General features: G+C 49.0%; 12 protein-coding genes and 1 pseudogene. All 13 read right to left on the bottom strand.

Annotated features, from left to right (window positions below; genetic code table 11):
- Positions 1-164: 164 nt before the first annotated feature.
- The 13 genes and pseudogenes from pnp to proS all read right to left on the bottom strand — a co-directional run bounded on the left by pnp (position 165) and on the right by proS (position 17523).
- Entirely contained in the window at positions 165-2267 is a 2103-nt protein-coding gene (gene pnp / locus A3844_RS14155; RefSeq protein WP_074101808.1) for a polyribonucleotide nucleotidyltransferase, read from the bottom strand.
- 460 nt (positions 2268-2727) lie between these two features.
- Entirely contained in the window at positions 2728-2997 is a 270-nt protein-coding gene (gene rpsO, locus A3844_RS14150) for a 30S ribosomal protein S15 (protein WP_019910460.1), read from the bottom strand.
- Between the two features lie 150 nt (positions 2998-3147).
- Positions 3148-4095: a bifunctional riboflavin kinase/FAD synthetase gene (locus tag A3844_RS14145; RefSeq protein ID WP_074088169.1), complete on the bottom strand. Its 948-nt coding sequence runs from the start codon at positions 4093-4095 to the stop codon at positions 3148-3150.
- Positions 4096-4134: 39 nt separating this feature from the next.
- Positions 4135-5049, bottom strand: coding sequence for a tRNA pseudouridine(55) synthase TruB (gene truB, locus A3844_RS14140; RefSeq protein ID WP_074107706.1), 915 nt, complete (start codon positions 5047-5049; stop codon positions 4135-4137).
- Positions 5046-6023 carry a DHH family phosphoesterase gene (locus A3844_RS14135; protein ID WP_074088166.1) on the bottom strand — a complete coding sequence of 326 codons (978 nt, stop codon included), beginning with the start codon at positions 6021-6023 and terminating at the stop codon, positions 5046-5048. The genes truB and A3844_RS14135 overlap by 4 nt, the downstream gene beginning before the upstream one ends.
- 21 nt (positions 6024-6044) lie before the next feature.
- Entirely contained in the window at positions 6045-6398 is a 354-nt protein-coding gene (gene rbfA / locus A3844_RS14130) for a 30S ribosome-binding factor RbfA (protein ID WP_020434078.1), read from the bottom strand.
- Positions 6399-6415: 17 nt separating this feature from the next.
- Entirely contained in the window at positions 6416-9079 is a 2664-nt protein-coding gene (gene infB, locus A3844_RS14125; protein WP_074088165.1) for a translation initiation factor IF-2, read from the bottom strand.
- Positions 9077-9395, bottom strand: a pseudogene (locus A3844_RS32785) (YlxQ family RNA-binding protein); the annotation flags it as partial. The pseudogene A3844_RS32785 and the gene infB, both read right to left, overlap by 3 nt.
- Entirely contained in the window at positions 9388-9696 is a 309-nt protein-coding gene (gene rnpM, locus A3844_RS14115; RefSeq protein ID WP_019910454.1) for an RNase P modulator RnpM, read from the bottom strand. The pseudogene A3844_RS32785 and the gene rnpM, both read right to left, overlap by 8 nt.
- A 35-nt stretch (positions 9697-9731) precedes the next feature.
- Complete coding sequence (nusA, locus tag A3844_RS14110) at positions 9732-10829, bottom strand: transcription termination factor NusA (RefSeq protein WP_074088162.1); 1098 nt, start codon at positions 10827-10829, stop codon at positions 9732-9734.
- 26 nt (positions 10830-10855) lie between these two features.
- Positions 10856-11323: a ribosome maturation factor RimP gene (gene rimP / locus A3844_RS14105; protein ID WP_074088160.1), complete on the bottom strand. Its 468-nt coding sequence runs from the start codon at positions 11321-11323 to the stop codon at positions 10856-10858.
- A 244-nt stretch (positions 11324-11567) separates the two neighbouring features.
- Positions 11568-15893 (bottom strand): PolC-type DNA polymerase III, encoded by a 4326-nt coding sequence (locus tag A3844_RS14100; RefSeq protein WP_074107705.1) that lies wholly within the window; start codon positions 15891-15893, stop codon positions 11568-11570.
- Positions 15894-16074: 181 nt separating this feature from the next.
- Positions 16075-17523 carry a proline--tRNA ligase gene (gene proS / locus A3844_RS14095; protein WP_074107704.1) on the bottom strand — a complete coding sequence of 483 codons (1449 nt, stop codon included), beginning with the start codon at positions 17521-17523 and terminating at the stop codon, positions 16075-16077.
- Positions 17524-17644 lie beyond the last annotated feature (121 nt).

The raw sequence follows: 17644 nt of genomic DNA, 5'->3' as shown, positions 1-17644 counted from the left end.
ATAAGGATAATTTATTGTGTGAAACATATAAATTCTATATTTGAAAATAGCCCCACAGCGTGGAGCTTGGTTACCCGGATATACATTTAAAAAAAGAGCCAGAACGAAATTGCTTCTGTCTCTTCCCATTCATACATTTAACCTGATTTGAAGTAACAGTGAAATTACGCTTTGGCTGCGCCTTCCGAAGTCAGTACAGCTTTACGTGACAGATTGACGCGGCCCTGCTGGTCGATTTCGGTTACTTTGACAGTAATCGTATCGCCGATGGCCACTACATCCTCTACCTTGGCTACACGCTCTGTGGACAGCTGAGAAATGTGCACCAATCCGTCTTTACCCGGAATCAGTTCAACAAATGCACCAAACTTCTCGATACGTCTGACTGTACCTACATAGATTTCGCCGACCTGCACTTCACGCACAATGCCTTCGATAATTCCGCGAGCTTTTTGAATCATCGCTTCGTCTGAAGATCCGATAAAGACACGACCATCCTGCTCGATGTCGATTTTCACGCCGGTTTCCTCAATGATTTTGTTGATGATCTTGCCGCCCGCACCGATAACATCTCGGATTTTGTCCGGATTGATGTTGATGATAATGATTTTCGGAGCATATTTAGACAGGCTTGTTCTAGGTTCGGAGATGGCTTCCATCATTTTGCCCAAGATGAACATCCGTCCTTCTTTGGCCTGCTGCAGCGCATCCTGAAGAATCTTACGGTCGATGCCGTCGATTTTGATATCCATCTGAATCGCCGTAACACCTTCAGCCGTACCAGCTACCTTAAAGTCCATATCGCCTAGATGATCTTCCATCCCTTGAATATCGGTCAGAATCGAGACATGATCTCCGTCTTTGATCAGACCCATAGCTACACCGGCTACAGGTGCCTTAATTGGCACACCCGCATCCATCATTGCCAGAATACTGGCGCAGATACTCGCTTGTGAAGTTGATCCGTTGGATTCAATGGCTTCTGATACCAGACGAATCGTGTACGGGAATTCTGTTTCACTTGGGATGACTTTGGACAACGCGCGTTCACCCAGGGCTCCATGTCCAATCTCGCGGCGACCAGGTGCTCTAAGCGGACGAGCTTCCCCTACGCTGAACGGAGGAAAGTTGTAGTGGTGCATGAAGCGTTTGGTCTCAGTCGGATCAATTCCATCGAGAATTTGCACATCGCCGAGCGCTCCAAGCGTACATACGCTAAGGATCTGAGTCTGTCCACGTGTGAAGAGACCGGAACCATGTGTGCGTGGCAGCAGAGCAGTATCACATTCAATGGGACGAATTTCATCCAGCTTGCGTCCATCCGGACGGATCTTGTCATGTGTGATCAGGCGTCTTACTTCATCCTTCACGATATCATGCAGCACTTCCTTGACATCTTTCAGAAGCTCCGGTGTTTCTATGTATTTCTCTGCGAAATACTCCACCGTTTCATTGTTAATCAAATCGATGGCATCCTGACGGGCATGCTTCTCGGCGATCTTCACTGCTTCCACTAAGCGAATCTGAGCATACGCGCGAACTTCAGCATTTACATCCGCATTTACAGTATGCAGTTTCACTGCCATTTTTTCTTTACCGGCAACCGCAACCAGTTCTTCGATCACAGCTACAATCTTGCGGACTTCATCATGTCCGAACATGATGGCTTCCAGCATCACATCTTCCGGCACTTCATTGGCTTCTGCTTCCACCATCATGATGGCGTCCTTAGTTCCGGCTACAACTACATAAATATCGCTGACCGCTTGCTGCGCAACATCAGGATTAATGATGAATTCACCATTTATGCGGCCAACTGCCACGCCGCCGATTGGACCGCTGAAAGGTACGTCGGAAATACTGAGTGCAGCTGAAGTACCAATCATAGCCGCAATATCAGGTGCACAATCCTGATCCACACTCATTACCAGATTGAGAACCTGTACATCATTGCGGAATCCTTCAGGAAACAATGGGCGAATCGGGCGGTCCGTCAGACGGCTGGACAGAATCGCTTTCTCGCTGGGTCTGCCCTCACGTTTGATAAATCCACCGGGAATTTTACCAACTGCATATAGTCTTTCCTCGTAGTTAACTGTAAGCGGGAAAAAATCCAGATCTTTAGGCTCACTGGACGCTGTAACCGTACACAATACTGAAGTATCACCATAACGGACCATAACTGCAGCATTTGCCTGTTTGGCCAATCGGCCCGTTTCAAGTACAAGGCGTCTTCCGCCAAGTAGCATTTCTACACGTTTTTCCATAAAATCCCTCCTTGAATGGTAGTAGACCCGCCGTTCACGATCGCAGGTTCAATGTTAACCTTAAGTAAAACGTAAGTTATACAAGTGGAAACGGCTATGCCGTCCTAATAAGGACGGTATTCGTTTCAGCGAGAAAGAGAAGGAAATTTTATAGCGTGGAACATATAAATCCTTATCTTTTAAGAAGAAACGGCTTCACCGTATGTAAATTAAGCTCTCCTCTTTCCTCAAAAATATAAGGATCACCTATAGCACAAGGACTATAAATTCTTATATTTCAAGCAAAAACGGCTTGTCCTCAAGATGAGGTTAAGTAGCCGTTTTGTGCAAATCATATCCACTTGCTGCTTACCATAGTTTCCCCTAAATTTTCAAAAAGCAACCCGGCTGTCCCGCTGTCGCTCGTAAGAAGGACATACGGTATACAACCAGGCTGCTTTAGGGTAAAGATTATGGAAAATTAGCGACGCAATCCCAGTTTTTCGATCAGGGCGCTGTAACGTCTGATGTCTTTGTTTTTCAAATACGCCAGCAGTTTACGACGTTGTCCAACCATCTTCAGCAGTCCGCGACGGGAATGATGATCCTTCTTGTGCGTACGCAAGTGGTCAGTCAAATTAACGATGTTCTCCGTAAGGATAGCAACTTGCACCTCAGGGGATCCAGTATCGGATTCATGAGTTTTGTGCTCGTCGATCAATTGGTGTTTACGTTCTTGAGTCAATGCCATCCTGTTCACCTCCTTCAATATAATCGCCAATAGCCTCGTCACCGTCGGTGAGAACATGCAACCAAGCTAAGGTTATGATGCTGTTATTCCAGCAACGTTAATCAGTATAGCACCTTCGTAGACAAATGTAAACGGCATGTCCACTGTGAATCAGGATTGATCTTCCAGCAGACTTTTTGCCGTCTCAGCATCCTCACCAATTTGTGCGATCAAGGCGCCGATGGAGTCAAACTTTCGCTCAGGACGGATGAATGCGACCAGCTCCAACTCAAGCTCCTGTCCGTATATATCCCCCGCAAAATCAAACACATGCACCTCAAAGCTAGGCGCTGTTACTCCTTCATGGAAGGTTGGCTTCACACCAACGTTCATTACCCCGTGAAGAACTTCATCTTTATAAAATACTCTGACCGCATAAACACCCTTGGCAGGAATAACATAACGATCCTCAAGTTGCACATTAGCTGTTGGGAACCCTATGGTGCGTCCACGCTTCTCTCCATGCACCACTGTTCCCCGCAGATGATAACAGCGTCCGAACCATGTATTCGCCAGGGTAATTTCCCCATTTTGGAGACTTTTCCGAATTCCAGAGCTGCTTACCTTCTCTCCCTCAATTAGGAACGGAGGCGCAGTCACAACACTCATTGCCCCTTGACCCAGCTCTTGAAGCCGTTCAGGGTCACCCTTTCCAAGGTAGCCGAAACGGAAATCAAAGCCGACCACGGCGGTTACAATCTGAAGTGGCAGCAGCATCAATGATACAAAATCCTCCGGACTTACTTTTGAAAGCTGCTCATTAAATTCAATGATATACAAAATATCGACACCCATACCCGCAAGGATCTCCTGCTTGTCCTTTGGAGGAGTCAGATATCCATCATAGTCTCCTTTGCCCATAACATCCTTAGGATGCGGATGGAAGGTCATGACTGAAGCCGGTATACCTTCTTGACGGGCCAGAGCAACAGCGGATGCAATGACACTGGCATGTCCACGGTGCAGTCCGTCAAACTGACCCAGAGCGGCCACTTGCGGCCGTGCCCACAGTGCTGCGGTCTCCGGCAGTATCGGATAGCTTAAGGTTACGGTTCTCACGCTGTTTCTCACCTACAATTCACTAAATGAAATAAAAAGTTATACTTGTGCAAATACCTTAACGGGTGCGATCGCCCCTGTATCTTCTAATTCATAAATGCCCAGGAATTCGCCCTTAACGTCATACAGGCGAAAATGTCCATTCTGTTTCACTTCAGGCGCCACATAACGGATCGACAGACGCTGCCCCTGCAGAGCTGCTTTCTTTTTCTCATCCATCACTGTATGGCTGGGCAAATGGGAGATGGCTTCATCCGCTGCAATTAAATGTTCCCCAAGTGTACCTGCTTCTTTGTATTCAGCTATTTGCTCAAGGGTTAAGCAATGACTGGCCGCTATCCCTGCCGACATGGTTCGTTCAAGCTTAACCATGACTCCAGGAAGTCCGAGTGCCCGTCCGATATCCACACAAAGTGTACGGATATAAGTACCTTTGGAACACAGGACACGAAATGTAATATCGGGATGATTGCCGTTCCAGACCATACCAGTCATCTCAATCTCATAGATTTCCACTTCGCGGCTTTTACGCTCCACTGTTTTGCCTTCTCTGGCGAGTTCATATAGACGTTTGCCGTCAACCTTGACTGCGGAATACATGGGTGGAACCTGAGAAATCACGCCTTTGAAAGAATTAAGCACAGCGAGTACTTCAGCTTCAGTGACATGGACTTCTTCAACCGTTTCCGTAATCGTCCCGGTTAAATCCTCTGTATCACTGGATACTCCTAGTCTCAGCGTGGCTACATATTCTTTGGGGAGCTCCTGAATGTATTCAACGACACGTGTTGCCCGTCCAAGGCAGAGCGGCAAAACACCGGTCACCTGGGGATCAAGCGTGCCCGTGTGCCCGATCCGTTTCATACCGAGAATACGTCTGGCTTTGGCAACAACATCATGTGAAGTGAATCCGGCAGGCTTATACACAGCCAAAACACCTGTAAGCTCACTCATAAATGACGTCTGACCTCCTGAAGTACCATTGGAATAGCATCTTCCAGTGTGGCATCAATACGTGCACCCGCAGCGCGGGTGTGTCCGCCTCCACCAAAACTTTGCGCCAAAGCGGCAACATCTACTTTACCTGCGGAACGCAAGCTAACCTTCACGGCACGCTCATGAATAACCTTGAACAGGATTCCTACCTCCACACCACGGATATTGCGCGGATAGTTCACGATACCTTCAAGATCTTCGTTTGCGGCTTCACAATCCAGCATATCTTGAGGTGTCACTGATACCCAGGCTATTTCGCCTTCCGGCGATAGCTGCAAAGTACTTAGTGCCCGGTTCAGCACCTTGAGTTGTGCCAGGGTCATCTCCTCGAGCAGCGTTTCCGCAAGCGTTGGCCCATTTACACCGAGTTCAAGCAGCTCGGAAACTGCAGCCATCACTTTAGGGGAAGTATTGCTGTAACGAAAACCTCCGGTATCCGTTAACAGTCCGGTATAGAGAGCTGTGGCGATATCGATATCCCACTCCACCTCAAACGTCTTCAACAGATCGAACAAAATTTCCGCAGTCGCAGCAGCATCCGGTTTAATCAGCGTAACGTAGCCATAACCGTTATTCGTAGGATGATGATCTATATTCACGATGAGGGCATCGGTGGCAAAATGACGCTGGGTAAGCCCTACACGCTGAAAATCGGCACAATCAACACAAATGACATTCTGGTATTGTCGAGACAGATCGCCGTCGGCCAGGTTAACAATCTCATCAGCATGCCATAAGTATTCCATCCGTTGCGGGATCGGCCCTTCGTTCAGCATAGTATATTTTTTGCCCAGACATGAGAGAAGCCAGCCCACCGCGAGGGTGGAGCTGACTGCATCTCCGTCCGGCTGAACATGCGACACTACAAGATAATCGTCGTGTTCCAGCAGAAACTTACGGGTCTGCTGGAGACTTTGTTCATAGCTCTGCATTCGCCGTCTCCTTTATGTTTCCTAGCTTTCTTCGTTCTTGCCAATTTCACCAAGCAGCTTCTCGATATGGCTTCCGTATGCAACGGATTCGTCAATCTTGAAGATCAGCTCAGGGGTATGACGAAGGCGGATCGCTTTGCCAAGCTCCGAGCGGAGAAAACCGTTGGCTTTCTCAATCGCTTTGAGTGAACCTGTGACCTGCTCTTCATCCCCAAATACGCTCAGGTAGACTTTCGCCTGCGACAGATCGTTGGTCACGTCTACGCCGGTTACTGTCACAAACCCGATGCGCGGGTCTTTTAGACCGCTTTGGATGAGCTGGCTCAGTTCTTTTTTGATCTGTTCGCCAACCCGTCCGGCTCTGATTTTAGACATCTATATCACCTCTTCGCTTAGCGCTCTACCGTTTCCATGATGAACGCTTCGATAATGTCGCCTTCAACGACATCATTATAGCGTTCCAAAGTTATGCCGCATTCATAACCCTGCGCCACTTCTTTTGCATCATCTTTGAAACGTTTCAAGGTGTCGATCTTGCCTTGGAAAACAACGATACCGCTGCGGATCAGGCGCATTTCGGCATTGCGGGTAATTTTGCCGGAAGTAACCATACATCCTGCAATAGTACCCACTTTGCTGATTTTGAAGACATTACGCACTTCAGCATGGCCGATAACGTTCTCTTTGTAGATGGGATCAAGCATCCCTTTCATCGCACTTTCAATTTCTTCAATTACATTGTAGATGATGTTGTGCAGACGCACATCCACTTTCTCCTGTTCGGCAGCTGCTTTCGTCTGTGTATCCGGACGAACGTTGAAGCCGATAACGATAGCATTGGATGCTGCCGCCAAGGTGATGTCGGATTCCGTAATCGCGCCAGCACCGCTGTGAATGATCTTCACGCGCACGCCTTCAACTTCGATTTTGGCCAGGGAGCCTTTCAGTGCCTCTACCGAACCTTGTACGTCACCCTTGATGATCACGTTGAGATCTTTGATCTCGCCGTCTTTGATGTGCTTGAACAGATCATCCAGCGTTACGCGGGTGTTCGTGTTCAGCTCGGACTGGCGCTGAGACGTAGAACGTCTGTCAGCAATAGCACGGGCTTTGCGCTCATCTTCAAAGGCCATGAACGGATCCCCAGCCTGCGGCACTTCCGTCAAACCGGTAATTTCCACTGGTGTGGAAGGTCCCGCTTCCTTGATCTTGCGTCCCTTGTCATTGACCATGGCACGTACGCGTCCGAAGCAGTTACCTGCTACAAAGGCGTCTCCGACTTTCAGCGTACCATTCTGTACGAGAATTCGGGCAACCGGTCCACGGTTTTTGTCTAGTTCAGCTTCTATAACAGTACCGCGTGCCCGTTTGTCCGGGTTCGCCTTGTACTCATTCACTTCAGCAACGAGCAGAATCATTTCCAGCAGCTCTTCCAGGTTAATACGCTGTTTGGCCGACAGGTTGACGAAGATCGTATCGCCGCCCCACTCTTCCGGAACCAGTTCATAACTAGTAAGCTCCTGCTTCACCTTGTCAGGATCTGCGCCCGGCTTATCGATCTTGTTAACTGCAACAATGATCGGAAGTCCGGCTGCCTTGGCATGGTTGATTGCTTCCACCGTCTGCGGCATTACACCGTCATCAGCTGCTACGACGATAATCGTCATATCCGTAACCTGGGCACCACGGGCACGCATAGCCGTAAACGCTTCATGGCCCGGTGTATCAAGGAATGTGATTTTTTTGTGGTTAATTTCGACTTGGTATGCTCCGATATGCTGTGTGATTCCGCCTGCTTCACCGCCGGTTACGTTCGTGGAACGAATGGCATCGAGCAAAGTTGTTTTACCATGGTCAACGTGACCCATGATCGTTACAACCGGAGGACGGGCCTGCAGATCATCTTCGGAATCATTTTCTTCCACAGTTTCAAAGCTATCTTCATCCACCGGGATCTTCACTTCAACTTCAACACCGAACTCGCCGGCCAGAAGCAGAATAGTATCGATATCAAGTTCCTGATTGATTGTGGCCATAACGCCCATGGAGATCAGCTTCTTGATCACTTCGGAAGCATCCTTGTGAAGCAGCTTAGCTGTTTCACCGACAGTCATGCTGCCGCGTACAATGATCTTCTTCGGTGTGTTGTCGATTTTTTCACGGTATACCGTCGGCTGATTTCTGCCGCGGTTGTTCTTGCCGCCACGGCCGCGGAAATTGCCGCCTTTACCGTCTTCAAAACGTTTCTGGCCGCTGTTGTTATTGGGTCTGCCACCAGTTGTGTTCTTTTTGGGACCTTTGTCGCCGCCGCGGGAGAAATCACCGCCACCTTGACCTTGTGGACGGCTGTCAGCCGTACGTGCTCCACCTTGACCTTGTGGTGCGCCAGTACGTGGTGCACCGCTGCCTTGGCCTTGTGGGCGGCTACCTGTGGAACTGCCCTGCGGACGGCTGCCACCGGTGGAGCTGCCTTGCGGACGGCTGCCGCCGGTAGAACTACCTTGCGGACGGCTGCCACCGGTGGAACTGCCTTGCGGACGGTTGCCACCAGTGGAACTGCCTTGTGGACGGCTGCCACCAGTGGAGCTGCCTTGCGGACGGCTGCCTGTGGAGCTGCCTTGTGGGCGATTGCCGCTAGTGGAGCTCTGCGGACGGGAATTCTGTGTGGAACCTGTTGTTGCTCTGCGGGAATCTTGTCCGCTTTGGGGCCTTGGGGACGTCGTCGATTGGTTGTTGTTTTGGTTACTGTTCATACCTACCTGCTTTTCCGGTTGATTTTTGTTGGCATTCTGAGCATTTTGGGGATCGGCGGTTACCGTTCCGGCAATTGCCGGACGGCTGCTGGTTCCGCTGTCCCGCTTAGCTGCAGCGTTTGACTTGATATCCTTGAAGAACTGTTCCACTTTGTTCACGGAGCCATTCTCCATGACACTCATATGATTATTCACAGGGACATTCAAACGCTTCAGAATTGTAATAATTTCTTTACTGCTCATATTAAGCGATTTCGCGTATTCATACACGCGCAGCTTATCCTTATTGTCTTCTTTAGTCAATAACTCCACCTCCGACAGTATCTCCAAGCACTCTGGAGATCATTTCCGCGAATCCTTTATCCGTAACGGCCAGCACAACGCGCCGGTCCTTACCAATACTTGCACCGAGTTCATCCCGGTGAAATGCGATTACTAGTGGAATATCGTAGGTTCCGCACTTGTCACGGAACTTTTTCTGAGTATTTTCTGAAGCGTCACCTGCGAGGACGACCAGCTTCGCCTCCGAAGACCGTACTGCTTTGAGCACAGCTTCGTCGCCGGTGACAATCTTGCCTGCTCTCATGGCAAGCCCTAAATAAGAAAGTGCCTTACTCATTGTCCTCACTATCCTTTGCTGCCAGAAACTGCTCCTCGACGGATGCAAAATCCCGTGCAAGCTGGGCATAGATTTCAGGACTCACTTGACATTTGAGTGCACGGTCAAGTGCTTTATTCTTTTGTGCCAGCTTAAAACATTCCAGTTTGCCGCAAATATAAGCTCCCCGGCCCGACTTTTTGCCAGTCAGGTCTATCAGCACTTCGCCCTCAGGCGTTCTCACCACGCGAATCAGCTCTTTCTTGGGCATCATCTCCTGGCTTGCAACGCATTTGCGCAGCGGTACCTTACGCTGTTTCATGTCAATCGCCTCCCCTCTAAAATAGAGCAGGTTGATTAGTCAATGGAGACGGAATCCTGATGCATTTCATCATTAGAAGTTCTTGGTCTGCCGTATTCCTGCTCTGCCTGGCTTTCGCTCTTGATATCAATTTTCCAGCCGGTCAGCTTCGCGGCGAGACGGGCATTCTGTCCCTTGATGCCGATTGCGAGCGACAATTGATAATCAGGAACAATGACACGAGCCATCTTTTCCGCTTCAAAGACTTGAACCTCAAGCACCTTAGACGGGCTAAGCGCGTTGGCTACATACTCCTGAACCGCTTCGGAATAACGGACGATATCAATCTTCTCGCCGCGCAGCTCCGTAACGATCGTCTGAACTCGTGTGCCTCTAGGGCCTACGCACGAACCGACTGGATCTACTTCAGGATTGCGAGAGAAGACAGCAATCTTGGAACGGAAGCCAGCTTCGCGGGCTACAGAACGAATTTCGACAACACCGTCAAAAATTTCCGGAACCTCAAGCTCGAACAGGCGTTTCAAGAGGCCGGGATGACTGCGCGACAGCATGATCTGCGGCCCCTTAGTCGTGTTCTCAACCTTAGTGATATATGCCTTGATACGCTCACTTTGCTTGAACTTTTCTCCCGGCATCAGCTCGCTGAGCGGCAGAACTGCTTCGATTTTACCAAGGTCAACGTAGATATTGCGCATGTCCTGACGCTGTACAAGGCCGGTAACAATGTCATCTTCCTTGTCGATAAAAGCGTTATAGATGAGTCCGCGCTCTGCTTCACGGATACGCTGAGTCACCACCTGCTTGGCCGTCTGGGCGGCAATACGGCCAAAATCACGCGGCGTTACTTCAAGCTCGGCGATATCCTCCAATTGAAAATGAGGGTTGATCTCCCGGGCAGACATCAGCGAGATCTCAGTCCGGGTATCCAGTACCTCCTCAACAATCAGTTTGCGGGCAAACACCTTGATTACGCCTGTGTTGCGGTTCATATCCACACGCACATTCTGCGCCGCATTGAAGTTGCGTTTATAGCTGGAGATCAGCGCAGCTTCGATGGCTTCGAACAGCACATCTTTACTGATGCCTTTCTCCCTTTCCAGTTCATTCATAGCTTCGATAAAATCCATACTCATGAAATTCCGGTCCCCCTTTCAAGACGTTAAAAAATGATGGCCAATCTCGCACTGGCGACTTTGGCATACGGTACAACATGTTCTTTTTTGCCCGCGGAGATGAGCAGTTCCTCGTTCTCGAACGAGAGCAAACGACCTTCGAATTCCTTAAGTCCTTGAATCGGCTCATACACCGTTACATAGACGTCCTTGCCAACCGCTTTGGCGACATCCGCAGCTTTTTTGAGCGGGCGTTCAGCACCCGGTGAGGATACCTCAAGGAAATAAGCCTCAGGTATAGGATCATTCTCATCCAGCTTCTGACTGAAATATTCGCTGATGGCACCACAATCATCAATATCAATGCCGCCTTCTTTATCTACGAATATGCGCAAAAACCAGTTGGAGCCTTCCTTCACATATTCAACGTCCACCAGTTCGAAACCATTGTCCTCGAGATAGGGCCCAAGCATCTGCTCTACCGTTTGTTTAATTTGGGATTTAGGTGTGCTCAAAAGAAAATAACCTCCACGAACTTGTCTTTTGCTATATACCAAAGATAAAGAGTGGGTTTCCCCACTCTTTACACAACGGACTTATCTCATTATTACCAAAAAAATTATACCATAGTGCATCAGCACTGACAAGTGCCAGCCCTTGACTGCCTCATGTAACAAGTCGTAAAAACCTGCTGTCTCCTTGTTTCGAAGGGGGCTTTTTATAGGATTACCCTTTGCATTACTCCACTTGTTGCGGCTGTTAGAACAACGAAAGCTGGTTGCTCTCCGGTAATCCGCGGAAGCAGCCCATATTGTTCAGCAGTTCGATAACCGTCTTGCTCGCCTTGGATTTCTGCTGGAAATCTTCGATGGACAGAAATTCCCCGGCATTCTTGGCAGCCGCAATATTGATCGCTGCGTTATCGCCAATTCCAGCAAGTGAAGAGAACGGAGGAATCAGGCTATTGCCATCAACGGTGAATTTGGTTGCATCGGAACGGTACAAATCGATATTTTTGAAGGTGAAGCCGCGTGCGGTCATCTCCAGAGCCATTTCAAGCACAGGCAGCATCGCTTTTTCCTTCGGAAGTGCCTGGAAGCCTTTTTGCTCAATCTCAACAATTTGCCGGGCAATAGCCTCATAGCCCTTACAGCACAACTCAATGTCAAAATCAGCTGCCCGCACCGTAAAATAAGTCGCATAATACTCAATAGGATGGTAAAGCTTGAAATAGGCGGTCCGTACTGCAGAAATTACATAGGCGGCAGCATGTGCCTTCGGGAACATGTACTGAATCTTCAGGCAAGAATCAATATACCACTGTGGAACCTTGCATTTCTTCATTTCCTCTATCCATTCGGCAGACAACCCCTTGCCCTTACGAACACTTTCGGTAATTTTGAAAGCCAGGCCTGCATCCATTCCCGCCTTATAAATTAGAAAGAGCATGATATCATCGCGGCAACCAATAACTGTCTTAATATTGCAGGTGTTGTTCTTAATAAGCTCTTGAGCATTACCAAGCCAAACTCCGGTGCCGTGGGATAAACCCGAGATCTGCAGCAAGTCGGCAAAGCTGGACGGCTTCGACTCCACTAGCATCTGGCGGACAAATTTGGTCCCCATCTCAGGTACTCCGTAGGTTGCCACAGGTGTCCGGATCTGATCGGGCCTTACCCCCAGCGCTTCGGTAGAGTTGAACATGCTCATGACCTTCGGATCGTTCATCGGAATGGTCGTTGGGTCAACACCAGTTAAATCCTGGAGCATACGCATCATCGTCGGATCATCGTGGCCCAGTATATCGAGCTTTAGCAGATTGGCATCAAACGCATGGTAATCGAAATGGGTCGTCTTCCATTCTGCGGTGACATCATCCGCCGGGAACTGAACCGGGGTGATATCTTCAATCTCCATATAATCCGGCAAAACAACGATACCGCCGGGATGCTGCCCCGTACTCCGTTTCACACCGGTGCAGCCTGCCGCCAGGCGCCCGACTTCGGCTCCGCGCCACCGCTTCTGATGATGCTCCTCGTATTTTTTTGTGAAGCCAAAAGCTGTCTTTTCTGCAACAGTACCAATGGTGCCGGCACGGAATACATTGTCCGGTCCAAACATGGTCTTGGTGAAGTTATGCGCATTCGGCTGATACTCACCCGAAAAGTTAAGGTCGATATCGGGAACCTTGTCTCCCTTAAAACCAAGGAACGTCTCAAACGGAATATCCTGCCCCTCGCCTTTGAGTTTGCCTCCGCAGTTTGGGCATGTTTTATCTGGAAGATCGAAGCCGCTCGGCACACTGCCGTCAAGAAACCATTCGTTATGCTTGCACTCCAGATTTGTACAGATATAATGGGCAGGCAGCGGATTTACCTCGGAGATTCCGAGAAAGGTTGCCACCACAGATGATCCTACGGAACCACGCGACCCTACCAGGTAACCATCCTGATTGGATTTCTTGACAAGCCGCTCAGAAATTAGATAGTTGGCAGAGAAACCGTATTTAATAATCGGCGCAAGCTCCTTTTCGAGCCGGGCAACGACAACCTCCGGCAGTTCTTCACCATAGATCGATTTTGCCGTATTGTAGCAGGTTTCCCGGATCTCGTCGTCTGCCCCTTCAATTATAGGTGTGAACAGGTCGCTTGGAAAAAGCGGATATTCCTCAAAACGCTCAGCTAAGGCTACGGTGTTAGTAACAACAACCTCCATCGCTTTCTCCGCACCCAGGAATTCAAATTCAGCCAGCATCTCATCCGTAGTGCGGAAATGGGCGTCCGGCTTACGCTGATCCTTCAGCGGGCTGAAGCCGGTAATTCCATGAATCGTTATATCACGGAACAGTTTATCCCTTGGCTCCAGGTAGTGCACATTTCCAGTGGCAATAACCGGCTTGTTCAACTGCTCGCCAATTTCACAGATTTTACGCACCACTCCCCGTAAATCCTCTGGACTGGCAACAAAACCTTTGTCTACCAGATGCATATACATGGTCAGCGGCTGAATCTCAAGAACATCATAAAACTGCGCAACTTCCATTGCCTCTTCCACAGTCTTGTTCAGCACCGCCTCAAAAAACTCGCCCCGTTCACAACCGGAAATCACCAGCAGACCGTCTCTATACTGTTCTAGCTTGGACTTTGGTATACACGGTACCCGCTTGTAAAATTCGGTATGAGACATGGAAATCAGCTTATACAGATTCTTTTTCCCCACTGGATTCAGCGCATAAATACCGCAGTGAAACGGCCGGGTGTTGGAGAGATCATTACCGACATAATCATTCAACCGGTCCAGCCGGGTAAGGTTCTTGAGCTTCTCAGCATCAGCCAGCAGGCCGTTTAGGATTCCCCCCAGCGCAACGGTATCATCTACCGCACGGTGATGGCTCTCCAGCAGTACTTTATACTTGTCTGCTAATGTATTCAGCCTATGATTTTTCATGCTCGGGAACAACAGACGCGCCAGCTCCAGAGTGTCCAGCGAAGGGTTTGGTAATATCGGTTTGCCCAGCTTTGTTAGTGATGCCTGAATGAATCCCATATCGAATCTTGCATTGTGGGCAACTAGGATGCTATCACCTACAAAATCCACGAATTCCTGTAGCACAGGCTCCAGATCCGGTGCATCCTTCACCATTTCATCCGTAATATTGGTCAGTTGCTGGATATGATAAGGAATCTTTTCATGCGGGTTCACAAATGTTGAATACCGGTCAAGCTCCTTGCCTTCGCACATCTTGATCGCTGCAAGCTCGGTAATATTGTTGCGAGTAATTGATAAACCCGTGGTCTCTATATCAAATACAACGTAGGTCGCTGTCTTCAGTTCCAAGGGCTGCGGATTTTCTACAATATTCACCGAGTCATTGACAACATTGGCTTCTACGCCATAAAGCATTTTGATTTTGTGCTTATGGGCCGCGTGATCTGCATCAGGGAAGCTCTGAACCACACCGTGATCCGTGACGGCAATTGCGGGGTGACCCCATTTCGCGGCTGTTTTAACATACGCATCGATCGGTGCGACCGCATCCATTGTACTCATTGTCGTATGCAGATGGAATTCAACACGCTTCACTGGGGCTATATCTTTACGGGCAGGTGGTGCCTGAACCTCGGACAGATCCGAAGGAATCATCACCAGTTCAGGAACTTGCATGAACCGGTCATATTCTACTTTACCGCGTGCTCTGACCCATTTGCCGTTAGCCAGTTGTCCCATGACCTTCAGATCTTCTTTGGTCTTGGCAAACATTTTGATTTGCAGAGAGTCCGTAAAATCTGTAATACAGAAAGTGAACAGCGTATTTCCGTTGCGAAGCTCCTTGCTCTCAAGACCAAAAATAGTCCCTTGTATCGTGATCTTCTTTTCCTCATCCTGAATCTCAAGAATGGGCACAGCCTGCTCCTTAATCTCATAACCGACCTGGAGTTTAATAACCTCGTTCGGATCCCCTTCCTCTACAGGCTCATCAGGTTCACTGGCCATCATCATCATTTCCACCAGTTCACGCTGTTCTTGCTGCAGTTTCTGCTGGAATTCCTCATAGGCATCCGCTTTGCTCTCACTCTCGGCAATCTGGAGCTTAACCTTCAGGGGGAGACCGAAGAATTTATCGTAAAATTTCACAATCGCGCCTTCGATCCCTTTTTTGCGGGCCAGCTCCAGGGACATGGAGTCATTCAGGCTCAGTAAAAGTGTACCGTCCTGCAGCTCCTGGCTGGAGCGTGTCAACCAGCCATTGACAGAAGGGATTTCACGCTGCGCCCATTCCAGAAAAAGCCCCCAATATTCCTGCACAAGCTCCGCTCTGCTGATTTTGTCATCATATAGGAACAAGAAGCTGACTTTGGCAATATGCTGCAGCTTCTCACGCATTCTCAGTACAAAGGTCCGGTACGTCTGGGCCGGAACCAAACTTTCTTTGACAATAACGATATGCCAGTCATGATTGCCTCGGCTGATTTCCACACGTTCAATATATCCATCCAAGAAGTAAGGATCAATAATCGCGGGCGGAATTTCACCTTGCTTCATCAAAAGCTCGAACCGCTTTCTTCTCTCCACGTTCAGTTCCATGCTTCCCCCACCTAACTTACGCAATAATAAAAACGTCTGATTTCAGCAAATCATAAGAATGAGACAGATTTTAAAAAGCTTCCGGGTCAAAAAGCTTTGGGTTCTTTCGGCCCGCCGACTCCTCTCACCAGAAGCTAGATTAACGTACTAGAATCTTTATCATAAACAATGCTGAAACAAATTAATAGGCTTTGGCAAAAACAACCGTATGCGCTGCTGGTTTGCCGCAGCAAATGCACACTTGCTTCGTCTCGGCAGGATTGAAAGGAATGTTGCGGCTTGTAGCACCCGTCTCTTCCTTCACCTTGGATTCGCACGCCTCGGAGCCGCACCAGCCTGCCAGTGCAAAGCCTCGTTTCTCCTCCATGGAAGCCTTCATTTCATCGAGTGTATCCACCGAATAGAAGTGATCCTCACGGAATTTCAGCGCGCGCTCGAACATTTCGTTATGCACCTGCTCTAGCATCGTCTGTACTTCTTCCACCAGATTCGCTTGCTGGATGACCTTCTTCTCTCCGCTGATACGCGAGACCAGCACACAGACGCCGTTCTCCATATCACGTGGCCCCAGCTCAAGACGGATTGGCACTCCGCGCATTTCATACTCATTGAACTTCCATCCTGGGGTTACATCCGCCCGGTCATCCACGCGTACGCGAACACCTGCGTTTTTGAGTTCCTTGAACAGCTCGTCTGTTCGGCCGATGACAGCGTCACGAGTCTTAGGCGGTCCGATCGGTATCATAATAACCTGTGTAGGTGCAACTTTCGGCGGCAACGCGAGGCCCCGGTCGTCACCGTGAACCATAATCATGGAACCGATCAGACGTGTGCTTGTTCCCCATGAAGTGGTATGTACATGCTCAAGCACATTCTCCCGGCTCAGGTACTGGATTTCAAAAGCAACTGCAAATTTGGTGCCCAGGTAATGCGATGTTCCCGCCTGTACAGCTCGTCCATCCTTCATCATGGCTTCAATGGAATACGTATCTACCGCGCCGGCAAAACGCTCCGATGGGGTCTTTTGTCCGGTAATTACCGGAATCGCCAGATACCCTTCTACAAAATCCCGATAGATCTCCAGCATCTGCATCGTTTCTTCACGAGCTTCAGCTTCATTCTCATGAGCGGTATGTCCTTCCTGCCAGAGGAATTCACTCGTGCGAATGAATGGAAGTGTACGCTTCTCCCAACGGACCACGTTGGCCCATTGATTGATCAGAACCGGGAGATCACGGTAAGACTGAATCCATTTGGAATACATATGCCCAATCATGGTTTCCGACGTAGGCCGGATTGCCAGACGCTCTTCCAATTTACCGCCGCCCGCTTCCGTGACCCAAGGCAGTTCAGGATTAAAACCTTCGATGTGGTCCTTTTCCTTTTGGAAAAAGCTCTCTGGAATGAACATCGGAAAATAAGCGTTACGATGTCCTGTTTCCTTGAAGCGCCGGTTCATTTCTTCCTGGATATGCTCCCAGATTTCAAAGCCATCCGGTTTGAACACAATACAACCGCGGACCGGTGAGTAGTCCATCAAATCCGCCTTTTTAATAACATCAATGTACCAGCGTGAGAAATCCTCGCCCTGCGGCGTAATCTCTGTAACGAACTGCTTATCTTTGGCCATGTAGTGAAACTCCTCCTAAAATAGCCCCACAAAGTGTTGAATATTCATCAAAACTGATTCAGGTGCTTTGCGGGGACCCCCAAAAGTGTAGACCCAAGTGAAAAACGTAATGATAAAAATT

It is taken from the genome of Paenibacillus helianthi, assembly GCF_001909055.1.
GTDB lineage: Bacteria > Bacillota > Bacilli > Paenibacillales > Paenibacillaceae > Paenibacillus_AQ > Paenibacillus_AQ helianthi.
Note: the sequence above shows the minus strand (reverse complement) of the source record. Positions and strands in the feature narration are given on the sequence as shown.